The sequence below is a fragment of the Burkholderia sp. BCC0397 genome (assembly GCF_902832865.1).
Taxonomy (GTDB): domain Bacteria; phylum Pseudomonadota; class Gammaproteobacteria; order Burkholderiales; family Burkholderiaceae; genus Burkholderia.
This window is the reverse complement of sequence record NZ_CADFDL010000009.1, coordinates 125,089-142,436: the sequence shown is the minus strand read 5'-3', so window position 1 is coordinate 142,436 and position 17,348 is coordinate 125,089. Positions and strand designations below refer to the sequence as shown.

Here is a 17,348-nt window from a genome sequence, read left to right as displayed (position 1 = left end):
AAGGCGATCAGCCCGCGTCGCCCGGCGCGTCGACGTCGATGCCGAGTTCGCTCGCCATCCGCTGAACCAGCGCATTCAGGCGCGCCACTTCGTCCGCGAGGCGTTTCTGTTCGGCCTTCAGCGCTTCGAATTCGGAAGGCGGCACCGAATCCGCGCCGCCGCCGGCATCCGCGCTCGCGAAGTCGGCCATGTTCACTTCGCCGCACATCAGGTGCATCCAGCGGTTCTCACGCGCGCCCGGTGCACGCGGCAGCCGGACGACGAGCGGCTGCGCGCGCGCCGCGAGTTCGTCGAGGAACGCCTCCACTGACGAGATGTCCGCGAAGCCGTGCAGGCGTGCGCTGTTCAGGCGCAGCTCGGCGGCCGTCTGCGGGCCGCGCAGCAACAGGATCGTCAGCAGCGCGATCGCCTGGCTCGGGATGCCGAGCACGCGGTTCATGTTGTGCTCGAAACGCGGCACGCGGCTGCTGCTGCCTTCCATCACGAGGCTCAGGTGCTTCAGCCCGTCGAGCGCGGTCGTGACTTCGTCCTCGCTGACGTTCATCACCGGCGAGCGCGCGGTTTTCTGGTTGCAGCCCGAGGTCAGCGCGTTCAGCGACAGCGGGTAGGTATCCGGCACCGTGTGCTGCTTCTCGACGAGCACGCCGAGAATGCGGGCCTCGAGGGGCGTGAGTTCGCGAAGGGCGCGGGGCGTGGGCGTATCCGGCGTGGTGTTCATGAGTGGCGTCACAGCGTACAGCAGGTGAAGGGGAAACGGTCGCGGGCCCGTCCGGCATCGCGCACGGGCGAGCCATATGATAGCTTGCGACGCGCGGCCCGGCGCCGCTCGCCGCAGCAGCGTGCGCACTTGCCGCAGCGGGCTTTCGTCCGACGTAGCGGCGTGCGCGATAGCATGCGATGCCGCGCGGCGATGCAGGTGCGCAGCGCCACCGATTCATCCTTCACGCACGCCCCGGCGTTTGCGCGATGCGCATGCTGGCGCTACGATATACGTTCATCCCGATATCAGCGGCGCCGCGTGGTATCGGCTTCGCACGCCGATACCACGCATCACCCGCGTTGAATGCGCTGCCGCCGTGCGTGCGCGCCGCTCGTCAAATCCGTTCACCCCTCACCGGTTCACCACCATGACTGCATCTTCTTCCGCACACGTGCGCGCCATCGTCACCGGACACACCCGCGGCGTCGGCGCGGCGCTCGCCGAACAACTGCTGCAGGAAGGCATTACCGTGCTCGGCGTGTCGCGCAGCCGTCATCCGTCGCTCGCGTCGCAGGCCGGCGAGCGCTTCGCCGAAGTCGAACTCGACCTGTCGGACTCCACGGCCGTCGCGACCTGGCTGGCCGGCGACACGCTGCGCCGCTTCGTCGACGGCGCGTCGCTCGTGCTGCTGTTCAACAACGCGGGCATCGTCGATCCGATCGGCCCGCTCGCCACGCAGGACCCGACGATCGTCGCCCGCGCGGTCGGCCTGAACGTCGCCGCGCCGCTGATGCTGTCGGCCGCGCTCGCGCAAGCCGCGTCGGCCGCGACCGAATGCCGGATCGTGCACCTGTCGAGCGGCGCGGCCCGCAACCCGTATGCGGGCTGGAGCATCTACTGCGCGACCAAGGCCGCGCTCGATCACCATGCGCGCGCGGTCGCGCTCGACGCGAACGGCGCGCTGCGCATCTGCAGCGTCGCGCCGGGTGTCGTCGACACGGGCATGCAGGCCACGATCCGCGCGACCGGCGAAGACAATTTCCCGATGCGCGAGAAATTCGACGAGTTGAAATCGAGCGGCGCGCTCGCCACGCCCGAGGCGACTGCCCGACAGCTGATCGGCTATGCGCTGAGCGACGCATTCGGCACCGAGCCGACGGCCGACGTGCGCAACCTGCCGACGAAGTAAGCGTCGGACGCGGCCCGTCATCCTTCGAGCCGCTTCGTCCAGTCTTCGACCTGCCGTTCCGTCCGGCGCTTTTCGAGCATCTTGCGCCAGCCGGGCGGCAGCAGCGGCACGTCGCACAGCGCATCGAGCGCGGCCATGTCGAGCGTGCGTCGATACAGCACGTCGAGCACCGTCGACAGCGGCCATTGCGGGTAGCGGCGCTCATGCAGCGCGAGCACATCGCCCGCCCCCACCCAGCCTTCCTGCAGCACGCGGTAGTACCAGCCGGTCCGGCCGCTTTGCTGCACGAGCGCCGCCATCCGCGGATGATCGAACCGCGCGTTGAGCTTCCAGCACGGCTGCCGCGACTGCGAGACCTGAAGCAGCGCGCCGCCCAGCGTGAACACGTCGCCGAGGCACACGTCGTGCTCGGTGATGCCGCGCGTCGACAGGTTCTCGCCGAACGCGCCCGGCCGGGCGAGCACGTCGCGCGCGCCGATCTGCCCGGCCCACCACGCATAGTGATCGTGCGCATAGTGGTGAACGGCCTTGTCGGGGCCGCCGTGATGCCGCGCATCGGCCTGCTCGTCGCCGGCAAAGCCGAGCGCGCCCAGCCACAGGCGCGCCTCCACCGGCTGCTTGTCGATCGCGCTCGCGTGCGACGTGCCGGCGAGCGGCCGGCTCGCGCCGATCCGCACCGCGCCGACGGCGGCCGCGATCGCCGGCCGTGCGTCATCGCTCATGCCGCCACACCGTCCGGCAGCGCCGCGAGCAGGCGCTCGAGTTCTCGCGTGCGTGCCTCGCCGAGCGGCAGCAGCGGCCGCCTCGGTTCGCCGGCGTCGAAGCCGCGCAACCTCAGCCCGGCCTTCACGGTCACCGGCAACCCGCCGTCGACGATGAACTGCAGCAACGGCAACTGCGCGTGAAAGACCGACCTGGCGCGCGCGAGGTCGCCGGTGCGCATCGCATCGAACAACGCGAGCGGCAACGCGGCATTCAGGTTCGGTGCGGCCGTGCACCATCCAGCCGCGCCCGCGGCCAGCGCGGCGAGCGCCATCGGATTGCTGCCGTTGTAGAACGGGATCGTCCCGTCGCTCAATTGCGCGAGCCGCTGCATCCGGCCGATGTCGCCGGTGCTCTCCTTGACCATCGTCACGTTGTCGACGGTCCGGCAGATCGTCGCGATCAGGTCGGGCGACATGTCGACGCCGCTCGTCGCCGGGTTGTTGTACAGCATGATCGGGATGCCGATCGCATCGCCGATCGCGCGGTAGTGCGCGACGATCTCGTCATTGCCGAGCTTCCAGTACGACACCGGCAGCACCATCACCGCATCGGCGCCGGCCTGCTCGGCGAAGCGGGCACGACGCACCGCGCCCGCCGTGGTGAGATCGGAAATCCCGACGACGGTCGGCACGCGCCGGCGCACCGCGCGAATCGACGCGGTAGCGACGGCCTCCCATTCGGCGTCGGACAGGTACGCGCTTTCGCCGGTACTGCCCAGCGGCGCGATCGCGTGAACGCCGTCGGCGATCAGGCGTTCGATCAGCGCATCGAGCGCTTTCAGGTCGACGCCGCCGTCGGCGGAGAACGGCGTGACCGGATAGGCAATGATGCCTTTCAGCAGGATGGACACGATTGGTATTCCTCAATGATTGTCTGACGAGATGGAAACGCTGCACCGATTCACGCGACGCAGTCCTGATGCGTACGCAACGCGCGGCGCGCGTAGTAGTCGAACGTCACCGCATCGCGCTTCGGCTTCGAGATCCAGTCGTGCGCTTCGCGCGCGAGCGCCGGCGGCACCGGCCTGATCTCGCCGGCCGACATCGCGAGCAGTTGCAGTTTCGCCGCGCGTTCGATCAGCAGCGCGAGGATGCACGCCTCCTCGATCGTCTTGCCGACCACGAGCTGGCCGTGATGCGCGAGCAGGATCGCGCGCTTGCTGCCCAGCGCCTTCGAGATGATCTCGCCCTCCTCGTTGCCGACCGGCACGCCCGGCCAGTCCTTCAGGAACGCGCAATCGTCGTACAGCGGGCAGATGTCCATGTGCGACACGACGAGCGGCTGCTCGAGCATCGACAGCGCCGCGACATGTGCCGGATGCGTATGGATGATGCAGTTCACGTCCGGGCGCTCGCGATAGATCCACGTATGGAACCGGTTGGCCGGGTTCGGAATGCCTTCGCCATCGACGACGTCGAGATCCTCGTTGACGCGCAGCAGGTTCGCGGCCGAGATCTCGTCGAAGCCGAGCCCGAGCCGCTGCGTGTAGTACGTGCCGGCCGCGTCCGCGCGGCAGGTGATCTGCCCGGCCAGGCCCGAGTCGTGGCCGGCGTCGAACAGGATCCGGCACGTCAGCGCGAGCTTTTGCCGCGCGGACCAGCCGCTGTCGCCCACTGCGTTTTCAAGGCGCCGCTCCGCCAGCGCGACCAGCGCTTCCTTCGTCAAATTCAGCGTTTCCGCCATGTTCGCCTCCTGATTGAACCGGGTCTGCCGCGCCGTCCGCAGCCGTTTCCCCGGCGCACGTGACACACAATACACTTAATGACACTTTGTGTCATGCATTACAATCGGTTTTTCGAAGGACACCTGGCGCCCCATGACGATTCGCCTGAAGCTGCTGAGAAAACAGAAAGGCTGGACGCTCGACGTGCTGGCCGACGAGACCGGCCTCACGAAGAGCTACCTGTCGAAGGTCGAGCGCGGCCTGAGCGTGCCGTCGATCGCGGTCGCGCTGAAGCTGTCGAAGGCGCTGAACGTCGACGTCGAGCAACTGTTCTCGGAAAGCCACAACCGCGAGCTGATCGCGGTCACGCGCGCCGGCGAGCGCACCGCGATGGGTGCGGCGGCCGACAGCCACGCGCACCGCTTCGAGAGCATCGCGGCCGGCGTCGCGCCGAAGAAGATGCTGCCCTTCGTCGTGCATCCGCCGCACGAATTCGTCGCGTCGACGTTCCGCGAGCACGAAGGCGAGGAATTCCTGTTCGTGCACAAGGGGCGCGTCGAAATCGAATTTCCGAACGAGACAGTGCAACTCAGGGCCGGCGATTCAGTCTATTTCAACGCACTCATCCCGCACCGCACGCGCAGCCTCGGCACCGCGCAGGCGGAGATCCTGGTCATCGTCAGCCACGACGACTAGCCTCGTCACTTCTTCGCGCAAGGATCTTCCGATGGTCACCAAGGCCACCGCACCGTTCCAGCAGATCAAGACGCTCGTTCGCCAGAACGTCGAGTCCGGCGACTGGCGCCCCGGCGACCGCATTCCGTCCGAGCTCGACCTCGCCGCGCAGTTCGGCGTCGCGCGCATGACGGTCAACCGCGCGCTGCGCGAGCTGACCGAGGAAGGCGTGCTGAAGCGCATCGCGGGCGTCGGCACCTTCGTCGCCGAGGTGAAGCCGCAGTCGAATCTGCTGATGATCGCGCATATCCGCGACGAGATTCGCGCGCGCGGGCACGAATACCGCTGCCGCGTGCTCAGCCAGTCGCGCGAGCCTGCGTCGTTCGACGTCGCGGCCGCGTTCGGCCTGCCGGTCAACACGCCGGTCTTTCACGTGGTGTGCGTGCACGAGGAAAACGGCCGCCCGATCCAGCTCGAGGATCGCTACGTGAACCCGGCCGCCGCGCCCGGCTTCATCGATCAGGATTTCCAGACCGAGCCGCCGTCCGAGTACCTGTACAACAACGTGTCGCACTACGAACTGGAAATCGAGCACGTCGTCGACGCCTCGCTGCCGACCGGCGAGCAGGCGCGGCTGCTCGACATGCGCGCCGACGAGCCGTGCCTCACGCTCACGCGCCGCACGTGGACGGACGGGCTGCCCGTCACGTTCGTGCACTTCCTGCATCCGGGCAACCGCTACCGGCTCGGCTCGCGCTTCAAGCCGGGCGCGGGGCGCCATCCGACCTGATCCTTCGTCGCACGCCCCGAAACGCACGGCGGCCGTTTCGTCATGAAACGGCCGCCGTGTTCATTCATTACGCCGGGTCAGATCGCGCCAACCTGCCCCGCGTCGCGCGACCACACGACCGGAAACAGCGGGTGATCGAGCGGCGCGCCTTCCGGCAGTTGCTCCGCGAGCCCGGGGAAATCGGGTGACGTTTTCCAGCGGCGCGGCGCGTGGCGGATATCGTCGCCGACGAAGCGGATCGAGAACGCGCGCCGGCGGTTCTGCGTGCCGCCCGACGCGTGCAGCGTCAGCATCCGGAAGCACACCATGTCGCCGGGCTCGAGCGCCCAGTGGCGGATCGGGAAGGCCGCGCGGTCGGCTTCGATGTCGGGCAGGTCGGCGAGGCTGCCTTCCGGAAACCACTTCGCCTCCTTGTCCATGAACGTGCGCGGCATCAGCCACGGCCCGCGATGCGAGCCCGCGACGAATTCCAGCGTCGATTCGAGCGGCACCGGATCGACCGGAATCCACATGCTGACGTTGTCGTCGCCTTCGATGTCGTAGTACGGCTGGTCCTGGTGCCACGGCGTGCGCTGCCGCGTGCCGGGCTCCTTCACGAGCAGATGGTCGTGATGCAGCCGCACGTGGTCCGTGCCCATCAGCGCGGCGGCGACCGACGGCGCCGGCGAGCGCACGATGAAGTCGCGATACGCGTCGTTGTGCTGCCAGTTGCAGAAATCCTCGAAGAACCAGCCCGGATCGTCGGGCCGGCTCGCGACTTTCGCGCGTTCGCTCGGCTGCGCGAGGTTCGCGTCGATGCCGGCCCGCAGCGCGGCCACTTCGTCGGGCGAAAAGATGCCCTTGATGCAGACCGCGCCTTCCTCGCGGAACGCGGCGATCAGTTCGGGCGTCACGGCTTGCGTGACGCGCTGCTGGATACTCGTCATGGTGTGCCTGTCGATCGAATGAGTCACGGGGTCACGGCGCCGAAGTCAGTTGCTTTGCGCCGTAGATGTCGAAGTCGAAGTATTTCGCGGCGATCTTCTGGTACGTGCCGTTCGCGCGGATCGCGACGATCGCGTCGTTCAGCCGCTTCTTCATGTCGGCGTCGCCCTTGCGGATGCCCATCGCGACGCCGTAGCCGGTGATCCGCACGTCGGTCACGTCCGGGCCCGCGAACGCGTAGCCCTTGCCGCGCGGCGTCTTCAGGAACGAGTAGCCGGCCTGCGTCTTGTCCTGGAAGGTCGCGTCGAGGCGGCCGTTGACGAGATCCTGATACACCTGGTCCTGGTTCTGGTACGAGACGATCGTCACGCCTTTGGTCGCCCATTCGGCCTTCGCGTACGCCTCCTGCGTCGTGCCCTGGTCGATCCCGACGCGCTTGCCGGCGAGCGACGCGGCGTTCGGCAGCAGCGTCGAGCCGACCGGCGCGACGAGCGCGCCCGGCGACGCATACAGCTTGTTCGAGAAGTCGATCTGCTTGAGCCGCTCGTCGGTGGCCGTCATCGCGGACATGATCACGTCGAACTTGCGCGCGCGCAGCGCCGGGATCATGCCGTCGAAACCCTGCTCGACCCACACGCACTTCGCATGCAGTTGCTCGCAGATCGCATTGCGCAGGTCGATGTCGAAGCCGGCGAGCGAGCCGTCGGGCTGCTTCGCCTCGAACGGCGGATAGGTGGGATCGATACCCCAGCGGATCGTCGCCGTGTCCTGCGCGAACGATGCGAGCGGCGCGAACACCAGCGCGGTGACGAGGAGCTTGGCAGTGCGGTTCATGGCTTGTCCTTGAAAGTCTCGACGCGGCGGGCGACGCCGGCGTCCGGAGGAGGCGCTGCGACGGGAATGCCGGCGCGGGGCGCGAAAGACGAGGGACTTCGATGAAACTGCGATGCAGTCTAGACTGCTAGATTTTTGAGTGCAAGCGGGGGAACGCAAGAACAGGAAAGGGTAAAGGCGGACAGGAGCTGGAAGCTTGGCACAGCGCTTGATTTTCGGCCAATAATCGGGGAATTAAGGGGGTTTACCCTGCGCGATGCACATCCGCCACAGAGCGTGTTTCCCCGAATATTCGCGAAACGGCGATGTCTATACAGGCAATCGACATGGCGCTTTTACCGATATGTTTCAGCGGTATCGGCAGTGCACCCTATACCGCACGGCAAATCGCTCGAACGCGATCACGCGTTCGACGATGCAAGATATACCTTACATTCATGGGTTGCTGAATCCGCGCCGGGGGACCCGTATGCAACTCAATGAAATCGGTCAGGCCGTGGCAAAGCGGAGAGCTGAGCTCGATCTCACCCAGGCTCAACTTGCCAGGCTCGCCGGGCTGTCTCGCCTCACCGTCAACCAGCTCGAAACGGGGAAACTCAACGATCTCGGCATCAACAAGCTGATTCCGTTGCTTGCGTTGCTCGGCATCGAGCTCGTGACCCATGCGCGGCCCGCTCAAAGGGGCCTCTACAAGGCCGTCGTGAGTGCGAACGTCAGCTACAAGGGTGAATTGACCGAGCGTCGACTGATCGACGCATTGGCCACGGGGAAAATCCCTGCGGGATATGAGTCGCAATTCGCCGCCATCCTCGACGAGGTGCCGCTCCCCGTCGTAGTCAAGGCGGCCGAGGAAGCTGCGGAACGCTCTGGCACCCCGCTGCGATCCATCTGGAAAAACCTTGCCGCATGGTCGCAGGCGCTTCATCTCTATCGGAAAGTCTGGGTCTGACCGCAGCACCTTCCTGCCACCGCTGAACCTACCGCGCCCCCGCCGCCACCAACACCCGCTCGATCGCCCCATACCCCCGCTGCCGCGCATGCTGCAGCGGCGTCACGCCGTTCGAGTCGGCCAGATCGACGTTCGCGTGCCCGTCGACGAGCAACTGCACGATCCGCACGTACCGCTCGCTGCCGTCGCCGAGCATGATCGCCTCCAGCAGCGCGGTCCAGCCGAGGCGGTTCACGTGGTCGACGTTCACACCCGCATCGATCAGCGTGCGCACCGTATCGACATGCCCGCGCTCCGCCGCCGGAATCAGCGCGGTGCCGCGATACCGGTTCGTGCTGCGCAGGTCGGCGCCGTGCGCGAGCGTCATCCGCAGGATGTCGAGATAGCCGCGCGCACCGGCATACAGATACGGGCTGTCCTGGATCGCATCCTTCGCGTTGACGTCCGCGCCCGCCTCGATCAGCACGTGCGCCGCCTCGACATGATTGCCGTGCGTCGCGATCAGCAACGCCGTGCGGCCCTGCCCGTCGCGCGAATCGATCTGCGCGCCGCGCTCGAGCAGCGTGCGCACTTCGCCCGCGTCGCCGCGGTCGGCCGCGCCGCGCAGCCGGCCTTCCAGCGCGCCGCCATCGGCGGCGGCCACGGCCGACGTGAGCGTGGTCAATGCAAACGAGCCGATGATCGCGATCCGTTTGAAAAACATCCGGTTTCCTCCCGGCGTGCCCGCGCTCGCCGATGCGCGGCCGATACGATGCGTCAGGCGCTTCGAAGGCGCCGCGAAACGCCGCGCCGGGTCCGGCGAAACCGCGATTGCCCACGGCGTCCGGCCATGTTAAAAGTCGTCGCACGCATTTGGAAATGAAATGTTCGAATCCACAGAAGTGCAAAAATGAATAGACCCCTGTTCGACATCGACCTGCTGCGCGCGCTGGTGATGGTGGCCGACTGCGGCAGTTTCACGACGGCCTCCGCGCGCCTGCATTCGACGCAGTCGACGGTCAGCCAGAAGGTGCGCCGGCTCGAGGAAATCGCCGGCCACCGCCTGCTCGATCGCGGCGCGCGCGACGTGCGGCCGACCGACGCGGGCGTGACGGTGCTCAGCTATGCGCGGCGCATGCTCGCGCTGAACGACGAGATGCTGGAGGCGCTGTCGGGCGCGACGGTCGCGCTGACGATCCGGCTCGGCGTGCCCGACGATTTCGCGGCGGGCCGCACGACGCACGCGCTCGCGGCATTCAAGCGCGAGCATCCGCAGGTGAAGCTCGAAGTGACGTGCGGGCTGAGCCGCGACATCAGCGCCGCGTACGATCGCGGCGAACTCGACCTCGTGCTGATCAAGCAGCGGCGCGACAGCCGCGAGGCCGTCGTGCGCTGGCCGGAGAAGCTGCGCTGGATCGACAGCGCGAAGCATCCGTCGATCGATCTCGACCCGGTGCCGATCGTCGTGTTCCCGCCGCGCGGGCTCTACCGCGACGACATGATCAAGGCGATCGAGGAGCGCGGCCGCCGCTGGCGGATCAGCTTCACGACGTCGAGCCTGAGCGGGATCCAGGCGGCCGTCGCGGACGGGCTCGGCATCAGCGTGCTGCCCGCGCGCGTGGTGACGGACGAGCACACCGTGCTGACCGCGAAGCAGGGTTTCGCACCGATCGAGCACATGGACATCGCGATCCTGCACCGGCCGACCGCCGACCCGATGGTCAGCGCGCTGACGAAAACGCTCGCGGCGATGCTGGAACTCGAAGGGCGGTAGGCGAAGCGGATTGCATTCGGGAGCGGTACTCGGGCGCTACGCCCCGCACGCCTCAGAACATCGTATTGCCGTTCGCCGCCTGCTCGGGCACCGGCTGGTTGACGTCCCAGTGTTCGACGATCTTGCCGTGCTCGAGCCGGAAGATGTCCATGATCGCGCTGCCGCGCGTGCCGGGTTCTCGCACCGCGTGCACGTGCAGGATCACGAAGTCGCCGTCGACGAACGCGCGTTTGATCTCGCTGTGCGACTGCGGATATTTGTCGCGCAGGAACGCGACGAACTTGCGGAACCCTTCGCGGCCGTCGGCCGCGTTCGGGTTGTGCTGCACGTAGCGATCGCCGACATACGCGAGCGCGGCGTCCGCATCCTTCTCGTTCAGCCCTTTCTCGTAGAACGCGAGCACCGCGCGCCGGTTGGCTTCCTGCTGCGCGTCGGCCGGGCCGGCCGCCACCGCAGGCGCGGCGGTCACGGCGAACAGGGCTGCCGCCATCCCTCGTGTTGCGGCCCGTGCCGCGGTCATGCGTCGCATCGTCGTCTCCCGGAAATCCGGCTGAAAACCGGATCATACCGGGGCGACGCGACGCTCAGACCAGCGTGCCGTTGCGCGCGACGATCTTCCCGGTCGACACGACGAGACGCCGCAGCGGCCGCGCGACGACGGCCTCGGCGAACGTCGACGCATCGACGAGCACGACGTCCGCGCGGCGGCCCGGCTGCAGCCCGTAATCCGCGAAACCGCAGCCGCGCGCCGCGCCGTGCGTCACGCAGTCGAGCGCGACCTCGAGCGCATCGTCGCGGCGGAAATCGTTGCGCATGCCGATCAGCATCGCGCGTTCGAGCATGTCGGGCGAGCCGTACGGCGTCCACGTGTCGCGCACGCCGTCGTTACCGCCGATCACGGTCACGCCCGCCGCACGGCACGCAACCACCGACGGCACCGGCACCGCCGCCGGCGCGGTCGTGACGATCGCGACGCCTAGCGCGGCCATCCGCGCGAGCAGCGCATCGCGCTCGCGTTCGGCGATATCGCCAAGACAGAAACCATGGCTGATCGTGACCTTCCCCTGCATGCCGTGCGCCGCGGTGCGCTGCAGGATCAGGTCGAGCGAGTACGCGCCCATCGATCCGCGCTCGTGCAGATGGATGTCGAGCCCGCGGCCGTGGCGTTCGGCGATCGCGAACAGCACGTCCACCGCCTCGACCGGATCGCCTTCGATCGCGCACGGATCGAGCCCGCCGAGCAGGTCGGCGCCGGCGTCGAGCGCGTCGGACAACAGCGCATCGGTGCCCGGCCGCTTGAGCACGCCCGATTGCGGAAACGCGACGATCTGGATCTCGACCTGCCCGCGCAGCGTCTCGCGCGTGGCCAGCACGCCGTGCAGATGGCGCAGCCCGGCTTCGGTATCGACGTCGACGTGCGTGCGGATGCGCGTCGTGCCGGCCGCGAGGAAGGCACGCGCCAGCGCGAGCGATGCGGCGCCCGCGTCATGGCCGCTCGTCGCGCGATAGCGGCGTTCGTTCTCGATGCGGTCGACGAGGCGCGGCCCGACCTGGTTGCGATACCACGGCATCCCCCAGTGGGTCTTGTCGAGGTGCGTGTGGCCTTCGACGAGGCCGGGCAGCGCCAACGCGCCCGCGCCGTCCTCGATCGCGCAGCCGGCGGGCGCGTCGAGCGACGGGCCGACGCGCGCGATGCGATCGCCTTCGATCAGGATATCGAGCGCAGCGTCGGCGTTCGTGCGGACATTGCGGATCAGCAGGTTCGTCATGTCGGTTCCGGTCGGGTCGGTCAGAGCCAGGCGGGCACGGCGCGTGCCGTGCCGCCGGTCGGGTGGGTCAGCGCGTAAAGCGCAGCGACGGCGCGAACGGTGCGCCCGTATCGCTTTCGCCGCGGCGGAATACCCAGCGTTCGGCCGGTACGCCCGCGACGGCCGCCGCCGCATTCGGCGCGCGCACCGCGACGAAACTCGCGTCGCAGCCGACCGCAATTCCGTAGTTCTCCTTGCCGATTGCGCGTGCGCCGGCGTACGTCGCCATGTCGAGTGCGATGCCGAGCGCTTCGTCGGTGTAGAAGCCCGACCGGTAGCCGACCATCATCGCGCGCTGCAGCATGTCGCCGTTGCCGTACGGCCACCACGCGTCGCGGATGTTGTCGTTGCCCGCGAATACGTGCACGCCCGCGTCGCGCAGCCGTTGCACCGGCGGGAACGCGCAGTCGCCCGGCGCATTCGTCAGGATCGATACGCCGGCTTCGGCCAAAGCCGCGGCGGTGCGCTGCACGTCGTCGTCGCTCACCTGGCCGAGCGCGTACGCATGGCTCACGTTCACGCGCCCGCCGAGCCCGGCCGCGCGCGTGCGCGCCGCGATCCGCCGCAGTTGCGCGATGCCCGTTTCGCCCGGCTCGTGCAGGTGGATGTCGATTTTCGCGGCGCGCTTCTCGGCGATGCCGAACACGATGCCGAGTTGGCCGTCCGCGTCGCCGTCGAGCGTCGTCGGGTCGATCCCGCCGATCACGTCCGCGCCTTCGCGCACGGCTGCATCGAGTATCTCGGCGGTGCCCGGGCACGTGATCACGCCGGCCTGCGGAAACGCGACCAGTTCGATGTCGACGATCCCGCGCCATTGTTCGCGCGCGGCCATCACGGCCTGCAGGTTCGACAGGCCCGTCGTCGCATCGACGTCGACGTGGCTGCGCATCGCGATCGTGCCGAACGCGGCTGCCTGCGCGATCAGCGCGTTCGCACGCTCGACGATCGGCGGCGCGGCCGCGAGCTGGCGCTTCTCGACCGCGAGCCGCTCGCGCAGCGAGCCGACCGGTTCGTGCGGCACCCAGCGATCGCCGACGAAGCTCTTGTCGAGATGGATATGGCCGTCGACGAAACCGGGCAGCACGACGCGGCCGTCGAGGTCGATCGTCTCCGCGCCCGGCGCGGCTGCGCAATCGGCGCCGATCGCGGCGAAGCGGCCGTCACGGACGACGAGGTTGACGGGCTGGCCGCCGGCGTCGACGGCGTTGATGAAGAGTCGTTCGGTCATGGCTTGGAATGTGGGGCGGTCGCGGCGCGACACCCGCGCGGACAGGGGAAGGAACCGCGGCCGGCGCGGCGCGACCGTTGGCAGGGAATCCGGCCACGATATCGGACGCCGCTGCGCGAGGCCAATTAAATGTCGCGATGCCGCGCATTCGATTTCGCGATGTGCGGCGTGCAGGCCCGCCGGGCCGGGCGCGACGGCGGGGCGCGATCGACGTGGAAAAGGCTGAAATGTCGCTGGCAGCGCATCGGCCGTGTCGCCGGCACGCGGCCGCCGGGAAGCCGCGTCGCGCCGTTGCCGGCCGGGGCGTCGACACCCCGCCCGACCGGCGATTTACGCGGCAACAGACTTTACACGTTGTTACCCGGCCGCACCGGACGCGCATCCACCCATTCCTTATACTCACGCCGAGTTCGCCACCCGTGTCGGGAATCCATCGGCGGACACGTTGCCGATGCAGGAAACATCATGATGCGCATGCCTTCCACGAAGACCGTTCTGTTCGCCTCGCTCGTCGCCGTGGCGGCGCTTCCGCTCACCGCCTGCGTCGCGCCCGGCTACTACGGCGCGCAGCCGGGCTATCCGCAGCAGCAGCAATACGCGACGCCCGGCTATGCGCAGCCCGCGTATTCGCAACCGGGCTACGTGCAGCAGCAACCGGCGTATCCGAACCAGGCGCCGCAACCGTACGATCAATACGGCAACCCGTCGCAATACGGCTCGCAGCCGTATGACCAGTACGGCAATCAGCAACAGCAATACGCGAACCCGTACGGCGCGCAATACGGCACCGTCACGAACATCCAGCCGGTCAACGGCTCGGTCGCTCCGTCGGGGGTCGCCGGCACCGTCGTCGGTGCGCTGGTCGGCGGCCTGGTGGGCAACCAGTTCGGCCGCGGTCATGGCCGCGATGCGGCGACGGTGATCGGCGCGCTCGGCGGTGCGGTGGCGGGCAACCAGATCGGCCAGCAAATGGGCGCCGCGCAAGGCCCCAGCAGCTACCGGGTCGACGTGCAGGTCAGCGACGGCTCGATGCGCTCGTTCGACGTGCAGTCGCCGGGCAACCTGCGTCCGGGCGACCGCGTGCAGATCAACGGCAATCAACTGTCGCGCTATTGATTCCCGTTGCGTGCGCGTGAGCGGATCGCGCGCACGTCGAGCATTCGACGTCGGGTACCGGTTCGACGCGACGGCACACGCGCTTGGCGCGCCCTCGTTGACGGGGGCACGACCCGCCGCCATCACTGTCTTCTCCGTTCACGATCGTGCCCGCACCGGGCAGCGCCCCGCGACATCCGGATTCCTATTAGGATAAGGCCGATGCATCCCGCGACCGCAGCAGCGGCGCGCGCCGGCATGCATGCCCCTCAACCGGAATGCTCCCGATGACGATCACGATTCGCCTGCTCGACGCGGCCGACGCCGCCTGTTTCCGAACCGTCCGCCTGCGTGCGGTCGACACCGCCCCCCTGTCCTTCCTGCCGACGCTCGACGAAGAGTCGCAGGTGCCGGTCGACGAATTCGCGAAGCGCCTCACGCCGACGCAGGTACAGGCCGTGTTCGGCGCGTTCGACGGCGACACGCTCGTCGGCATCACCGGCGTGCGCCGCGATGCGCGCACGAAGATCGCGCACAAGGCGACGATCTGGGGCGTGTACGTCGACGCCGCGTATCGCGGGCAACGCATCGCGCAGGCGCTGCTCGACAGCGCAACCGGGCATGCGGCGAACGCATGGGGATGCAGCCAGCTGATGCTGTGCGTGAACGAGGCCAACCCCACCGCGGAGCGACTGTATGCGTCGCAGGGGTTCGTGCGGTTCGGCACGGAGCCGCGCTCCCTGTTCGTCGATGGCCGCTTCTACGACGAGCACTACATGATCAAGACGCTGGCGTAACGCATTCATATTCACGTTCGCGTGCGTGCACCGACCGGTTGCACGCACGCGAACGCCGTGGTGTGTTGCCTCATCTCACCGCTTGTCGGTGATCGTCGTGTCGACGACCTGCCCGGCGATCGTCACGTTCGTCAGCGTCATCGCGCTCACGTTGAACGCATAGATCGGCCCCGGCGACGTGACCGTCGGCGTGCCCGACGCCACCGGCGTGCCGAAGTCGCAATTGCTGATCGTCACGCCGGCGATCGGCTGCACGGCAGGCGTGGGGCGGCGTGCCGTTGTAGTCGAACGCGACCGGCCCCTGCGCGACGATCGCCTGGAAGCACGACGCGCTCACGCCGTTCAGCGTCACGTTGCTCGCCTTCACGTCGGCGATCGTCACGTTCTGCACGACCGGCGCGCGCGTGCGCACCGCATCGTTCGCCGGCTGGTAGTCGCAGTCGAACGTGACGATGCCGCCCTGCGCCGCCGACGGATTGCCGGCCGACGCCGTGACGACGCCGAGCGGCACGCTCGCGTTGACCGGGCTGCCCGCGAGCAACGCACTGCCGTAGCCGCCGCCCTTCAGCGTCACGCCGTTCGGCAGCGTGACGCCCTTTACGTGGAAATCCTTCACGTAGCCGCCGCGGTTCATGTTGGTCTTCACGCGAATCGCGATGTTCAGCGGATTGGTCTGCCAGTTCGCGTTCAGCATCGACAGGTTGGTCGCATAGATCTGCTCGACGCCGCCGCCCATCTCGCTGCCGAGCGTGATGCCGCCGTGCCCGCTGTTCATCGTGCAGTTGCGGATCAGGTGCCGCTTCGCGGGCCCGTATTCGGTGTCGCGGTCCTTGCCCGACTTGATCGCGATGCAATCGTCGCCGGTGTTGAACGTGCAGTCCTCGCACAGCACGTCGGTGCACGCGTCCGGATCGAAGCCGTCGTTGTTCGGGCCGATGCTGTTGGTCGTCACGCCGCGGATCACGACGTTGCGGCTCGCGGTCGGATGGTGCTGCCAGAACGGCGTGTTCTGGGTCTGGTAGTTCGCCATCAGCACGTTCGTGCAGCCGATGAATTCGACCATGCACGGCCGCAGATAGTGACCGAGGCCGAAGATGCGCTTCTCCACCGGCACGCCGGCCTCGGACAGCGCGGGCAGGTAGTTCTGGTCCTGCTGCCACGGCGTGACGGGCGACGTCAGCAGCGCATAGAGCGCGTCGGGAATCGCGGGCGCGACGATCCGCAGATCGACGTTGTTCGGGTTCGTGGTGTTCTGGGCCGGCACCGTCGCGCTCGCGCCGTACGCGCCCGACGAGCCCTTGTAGGTCCACCAGCAGACGCTGTTCGCGCCGCTGCCGGAGAACGGCGTCATCGCCTGCCCGTTGAGCACCGACGTCGGGCCTTCGCCGGTCAGCGCGATGTTCGTCGCATTGCGCGCGTAGACGGGCGCGCCGTAGTTCAGGCAATCGTTCGCCTGCCAGCGGCTGTAGTACAGCCGGCCGTTCGCGCCGCAATCGACCGGGCCGTCCTTCGCGTAGTCGGCCGGGTTCGGGCTGAAATAGATCGTGCAGTTCACGCTCAGGTGGAACGTGACGTTGCTCTGCAGCACGATCGGCCCCGCGCAGTACCAGGCGCCGGACGGCACGACGACCCGGCTGCCGCCTTCACGCCGGCATGCGTCGATCGCCGCGAGAAACGCCGGGCGCGAATCGAATGCGCCGGGCGCGGTCGTCAGTTCGGAACCGGGGCTGACCGGCGATTTCGCGGCCGGGTACGGCGACGTCTGCGCGACCGTCGCGCACGGACGTGCGCCGTAGTGCGTCACGTCGAAGTCGCGCCCGCGCCGCGCGAGCCGCGACACGTGCGCGAGCGATGCGGCGATGCGCGCCGCCGCGCCGTGCTCGCCCCACACGAGATCGACCGCCGACGCATCGGGCGTCGCGCCTGCCGCCAGCGCCCGGCTGGCCGCGAACGGTCCGCCGAGCATCGCGCCGCCGGCGAGCGCGCCGCTCCAGCCGATGAAGGCGCGGCGCGATACCCGTTTCGATGCGGGCGATCGGACGGACGAAGACGAACGGCGGCGATGGGCGGCCATGGGCACTCCTTCAGGGTAACGGGTATCGATGCGCCGGTCGGCGGATCGCAATTTATACGTCGTCGTACTACATTGCGCAGTCTAGACGTGATCGGCGCAGGGCA

At 68.2% G+C, this 17,348-nt stretch carries 17 protein-coding genes and 1 pseudogene; 7 read left to right on the top strand and 11 right to left on the bottom strand.

Features of this window, described 5'->3' with window-relative positions; genetic code table 11:
- Window positions 1-7 precede the first annotated feature (7 nt).
- Window positions 8-718, bottom strand: a complete 711-nt coding sequence (locus tag HWX03_RS25150) for a YceH family protein (protein WP_175873073.1) — start codon at window positions 716-718, stop codon at window positions 8-10.
- A 409-nt stretch (window positions 719-1,127) separates the two neighbouring features.
- Between HWX03_RS25150 and HWX03_RS25145 the strand changes: the two genes are divergently transcribed.
- Window positions 1,128-1,889 (top strand): SDR family oxidoreductase, encoded by a 762-nt coding sequence (locus HWX03_RS25145; RefSeq protein WP_175873072.1) that lies wholly within the window; start codon window positions 1,128-1,130, stop codon window positions 1,887-1,889.
- 17 nt (window positions 1,890-1,906) lie between these two features.
- On the opposite strand, the gene HWX03_RS25140 is transcribed toward HWX03_RS25145, so the two are convergent.
- The 3 genes from HWX03_RS25140 to HWX03_RS25130 are packed head-to-tail and all read right to left on the bottom strand — an operon-like array spanning window position 1,907 to window position 4,337.
- Complete coding sequence (locus tag HWX03_RS25140; RefSeq protein WP_175873071.1) at window positions 1,907-2,611, bottom strand: MOSC domain-containing protein; 705 nt, start codon at window positions 2,609-2,611, stop codon at window positions 1,907-1,909.
- Window positions 2,608-3,504 carry a dihydrodipicolinate synthase family protein gene (locus HWX03_RS25135; protein WP_175873070.1) on the bottom strand — a complete coding sequence of 299 codons (897 nt, stop codon included), beginning with the start codon at window positions 3,502-3,504 and terminating at the stop codon, window positions 2,608-2,610. The genes HWX03_RS25140 and HWX03_RS25135 overlap by 4 nt, the downstream gene beginning before the upstream one ends.
- A 50-nt stretch (window positions 3,505-3,554) precedes the next feature.
- Window positions 3,555-4,337, bottom strand: a complete 783-nt coding sequence (locus HWX03_RS25130) for an aldolase (RefSeq protein ID WP_174390608.1) — start codon at window positions 4,335-4,337, stop codon at window positions 3,555-3,557.
- 133 nt (window positions 4,338-4,470) lie between these two features.
- Here HWX03_RS25130 and HWX03_RS25125 point away from each other — a divergent pair, with 133 nt between their 5' ends.
- Together HWX03_RS25125 and hutC are read left to right on the top strand one after the other, a co-directional pair.
- Window positions 4,471-5,013: an XRE family transcriptional regulator gene (locus tag HWX03_RS25125; protein WP_174390609.1), complete on the top strand. Its 543-nt coding sequence runs from the start codon at window positions 4,471-4,473 to the stop codon at window positions 5,011-5,013.
- A 31-nt stretch (window positions 5,014-5,044) separates the two neighbouring features.
- A complete protein-coding gene (gene hutC, locus HWX03_RS25120; RefSeq protein ID WP_174390610.1) occupies window positions 5,045-5,782 on the top strand; it encodes a histidine utilization repressor in 738 nt (245 codons plus the stop codon).
- Window positions 5,783-5,859: 77 nt separating this feature from the next.
- Here hutC and HWX03_RS25115 read toward each other — a convergent pair whose 3' ends face one another.
- Entirely contained in the window at window positions 5,860-6,708 is an 849-nt protein-coding gene (locus HWX03_RS25115) for a phytanoyl-CoA dioxygenase family protein (RefSeq protein WP_175873069.1), read from the bottom strand.
- 31 nt (window positions 6,709-6,739) lie between these two features.
- Window positions 6,740-7,540 (bottom strand): ABC transporter substrate-binding protein, encoded by an 801-nt coding sequence (locus HWX03_RS25110; protein WP_175873068.1) that lies wholly within the window; start codon window positions 7,538-7,540, stop codon window positions 6,740-6,742.
- A 469-nt stretch (window positions 7,541-8,009) separates the two neighbouring features.
- Here HWX03_RS25110 and HWX03_RS25105 point away from each other — a divergent pair, with 469 nt between their 5' ends.
- The gene (locus HWX03_RS25105) at window positions 8,010-8,489 is read left to right on the top strand and encodes a helix-turn-helix domain-containing protein (protein ID WP_175873067.1); all 480 of its coding nucleotides are present in this window, start codon (window positions 8,010-8,012) and stop codon (window positions 8,487-8,489) included.
- Window positions 8,490-8,517: 28 nt separating this feature from the next.
- Here the strand turns inward: HWX03_RS25105 and HWX03_RS25100 are convergent, their stop codons facing one another.
- Window positions 8,518-9,192, bottom strand: a complete 675-nt coding sequence (locus tag HWX03_RS25100) for an ankyrin repeat domain-containing protein (protein ID WP_175873066.1) — start codon at window positions 9,190-9,192, stop codon at window positions 8,518-8,520.
- Window positions 9,193-9,378: 186 nt separating this feature from the next.
- On the opposite strand from HWX03_RS25100, the gene HWX03_RS25095 reads away from it, so the two are divergent.
- Window positions 9,379-10,242, top strand: a complete 864-nt coding sequence (locus HWX03_RS25095) for a LysR family transcriptional regulator (protein WP_174432880.1) — start codon at window positions 9,379-9,381, stop codon at window positions 10,240-10,242.
- A gap of 52 nt (window positions 10,243-10,294) precedes the next feature.
- Here HWX03_RS25095 and HWX03_RS25090 read toward each other — a convergent pair whose 3' ends face one another.
- The 3 genes from HWX03_RS25090 to HWX03_RS25080 all read right to left on the bottom strand — a co-directional run bounded on the left by HWX03_RS25090 (window position 10,295) and on the right by HWX03_RS25080 (window position 13,278).
- Window positions 10,295-10,771, bottom strand: coding sequence for a nuclear transport factor 2 family protein (locus tag HWX03_RS25090; protein WP_175873065.1), 477 nt, complete (start codon window positions 10,769-10,771; stop codon window positions 10,295-10,297).
- Between the two features lie 55 nt (window positions 10,772-10,826).
- Window positions 10,827-12,011 carry an amidohydrolase family protein gene (locus HWX03_RS25085; RefSeq protein WP_175873064.1) on the bottom strand — a complete coding sequence of 395 codons (1,185 nt, stop codon included), beginning with the start codon at window positions 12,009-12,011 and terminating at the stop codon, window positions 10,827-10,829.
- Between the two features lie 67 nt (window positions 12,012-12,078).
- Entirely contained in the window at window positions 12,079-13,278 is a 1,200-nt protein-coding gene (locus HWX03_RS25080; RefSeq protein WP_175873063.1) for an amidohydrolase family protein, read from the bottom strand.
- Between the two features lie 465 nt (window positions 13,279-13,743).
- Here HWX03_RS25080 and HWX03_RS25075 point away from each other — a divergent pair, with 465 nt between their 5' ends.
- Window positions 13,744-14,394, top strand: a complete 651-nt coding sequence (locus HWX03_RS25075) for a glycine zipper 2TM domain-containing protein (RefSeq protein WP_174432884.1) — start codon at window positions 13,744-13,746, stop codon at window positions 14,392-14,394.
- A gap of 266 nt (window positions 14,395-14,660) precedes the next feature.
- Window positions 14,661-15,170: a GNAT family N-acetyltransferase gene (locus HWX03_RS25070; RefSeq protein ID WP_174390620.1), complete on the top strand. Its 510-nt coding sequence runs from the start codon at window positions 14,661-14,663 to the stop codon at window positions 15,168-15,170.
- A gap of 75 nt (window positions 15,171-15,245) precedes the next feature.
- On the opposite strand, the pseudogene HWX03_RS25065 reads toward HWX03_RS25070, so the two are convergent.
- Window positions 15,246-17,244: pseudogene (locus HWX03_RS25065) on the bottom strand (glycoside hydrolase family 28 protein).
- Window positions 17,245-17,348 lie beyond the last annotated feature (104 nt).

What these genes read in the sequence shown, in the direction of transcription:
- HWX03_RS25150 (WP_175873073.1), bottom strand. Translation starts at nt 718, where the DNA reads ATGAACACCACGCCGGATACGCCCACGCCCCGCGCCCTTCGCGAACTC.
- HWX03_RS25145 (WP_175873072.1), top strand. Translation starts at nt 1,128, where the DNA reads ATGACTGCATCTTCTTCCGCACACGTGCGCGCCATCGTCACCGGACAC.
- HWX03_RS25140 (WP_175873071.1), bottom strand. Translation starts at nt 2,611, where the DNA reads ATGAGCGATGACGCACGGCCGGCGATCGCGGCCGCCGTCGGCGCGGTG.
- HWX03_RS25130 (WP_174390608.1), bottom strand. Translation starts at nt 4,337, where the DNA reads ATGGCGGAAACGCTGAATTTGACGAAGGAAGCGCTGGTCGCGCTGGCG.
- HWX03_RS25125 (WP_174390609.1), top strand. Translation starts at nt 4,471, where the DNA reads ATGACGATTCGCCTGAAGCTGCTGAGAAAACAGAAAGGCTGGACGCTC.
- hutC (WP_174390610.1), top strand. Translation starts at nt 5,045, where the DNA reads ATGGTCACCAAGGCCACCGCACCGTTCCAGCAGATCAAGACGCTCGTT.
- HWX03_RS25115 (WP_175873069.1), bottom strand. Translation starts at nt 6,708, where the DNA reads ATGACGAGTATCCAGCAGCGCGTCACGCAAGCCGTGACGCCCGAACTG.
- HWX03_RS25110 (WP_175873068.1), bottom strand. Translation starts at nt 7,540, where the DNA reads ATGAACCGCACTGCCAAGCTCCTCGTCACCGCGCTGGTGTTCGCGCCG.
- HWX03_RS25105 (WP_175873067.1), top strand. Translation starts at nt 8,010, where the DNA reads ATGCAACTCAATGAAATCGGTCAGGCCGTGGCAAAGCGGAGAGCTGAG.
- HWX03_RS25100 (WP_175873066.1), bottom strand. Translation starts at nt 9,192, where the DNA reads ATGTTTTTCAAACGGATCGCGATCATCGGCTCGTTTGCATTGACCACG.
- HWX03_RS25095 (WP_174432880.1), top strand. Translation starts at nt 9,379, where the DNA reads ATGAATAGACCCCTGTTCGACATCGACCTGCTGCGCGCGCTGGTGATG.
- HWX03_RS25090 (WP_175873065.1), bottom strand. Translation starts at nt 10,771, where the DNA reads ATGCGACGCATGACCGCGGCACGGGCCGCAACACGAGGGATGGCGGCA.
- HWX03_RS25085 (WP_175873064.1), bottom strand. Translation starts at nt 12,011, where the DNA reads ATGACGAACCTGCTGATCCGCAATGTCCGCACGAACGCCGACGCTGCG.
- HWX03_RS25080 (WP_175873063.1), bottom strand. Translation starts at nt 13,278, where the DNA reads ATGACCGAACGACTCTTCATCAACGCCGTCGACGCCGGCGGCCAGCCC.
- HWX03_RS25075 (WP_174432884.1), top strand. Translation starts at nt 13,744, where the DNA reads ATGATGCGCATGCCTTCCACGAAGACCGTTCTGTTCGCCTCGCTCGTC.
- HWX03_RS25070 (WP_174390620.1), top strand. Translation starts at nt 14,661, where the DNA reads ATGACGATCACGATTCGCCTGCTCGACGCGGCCGACGCCGCCTGTTTC.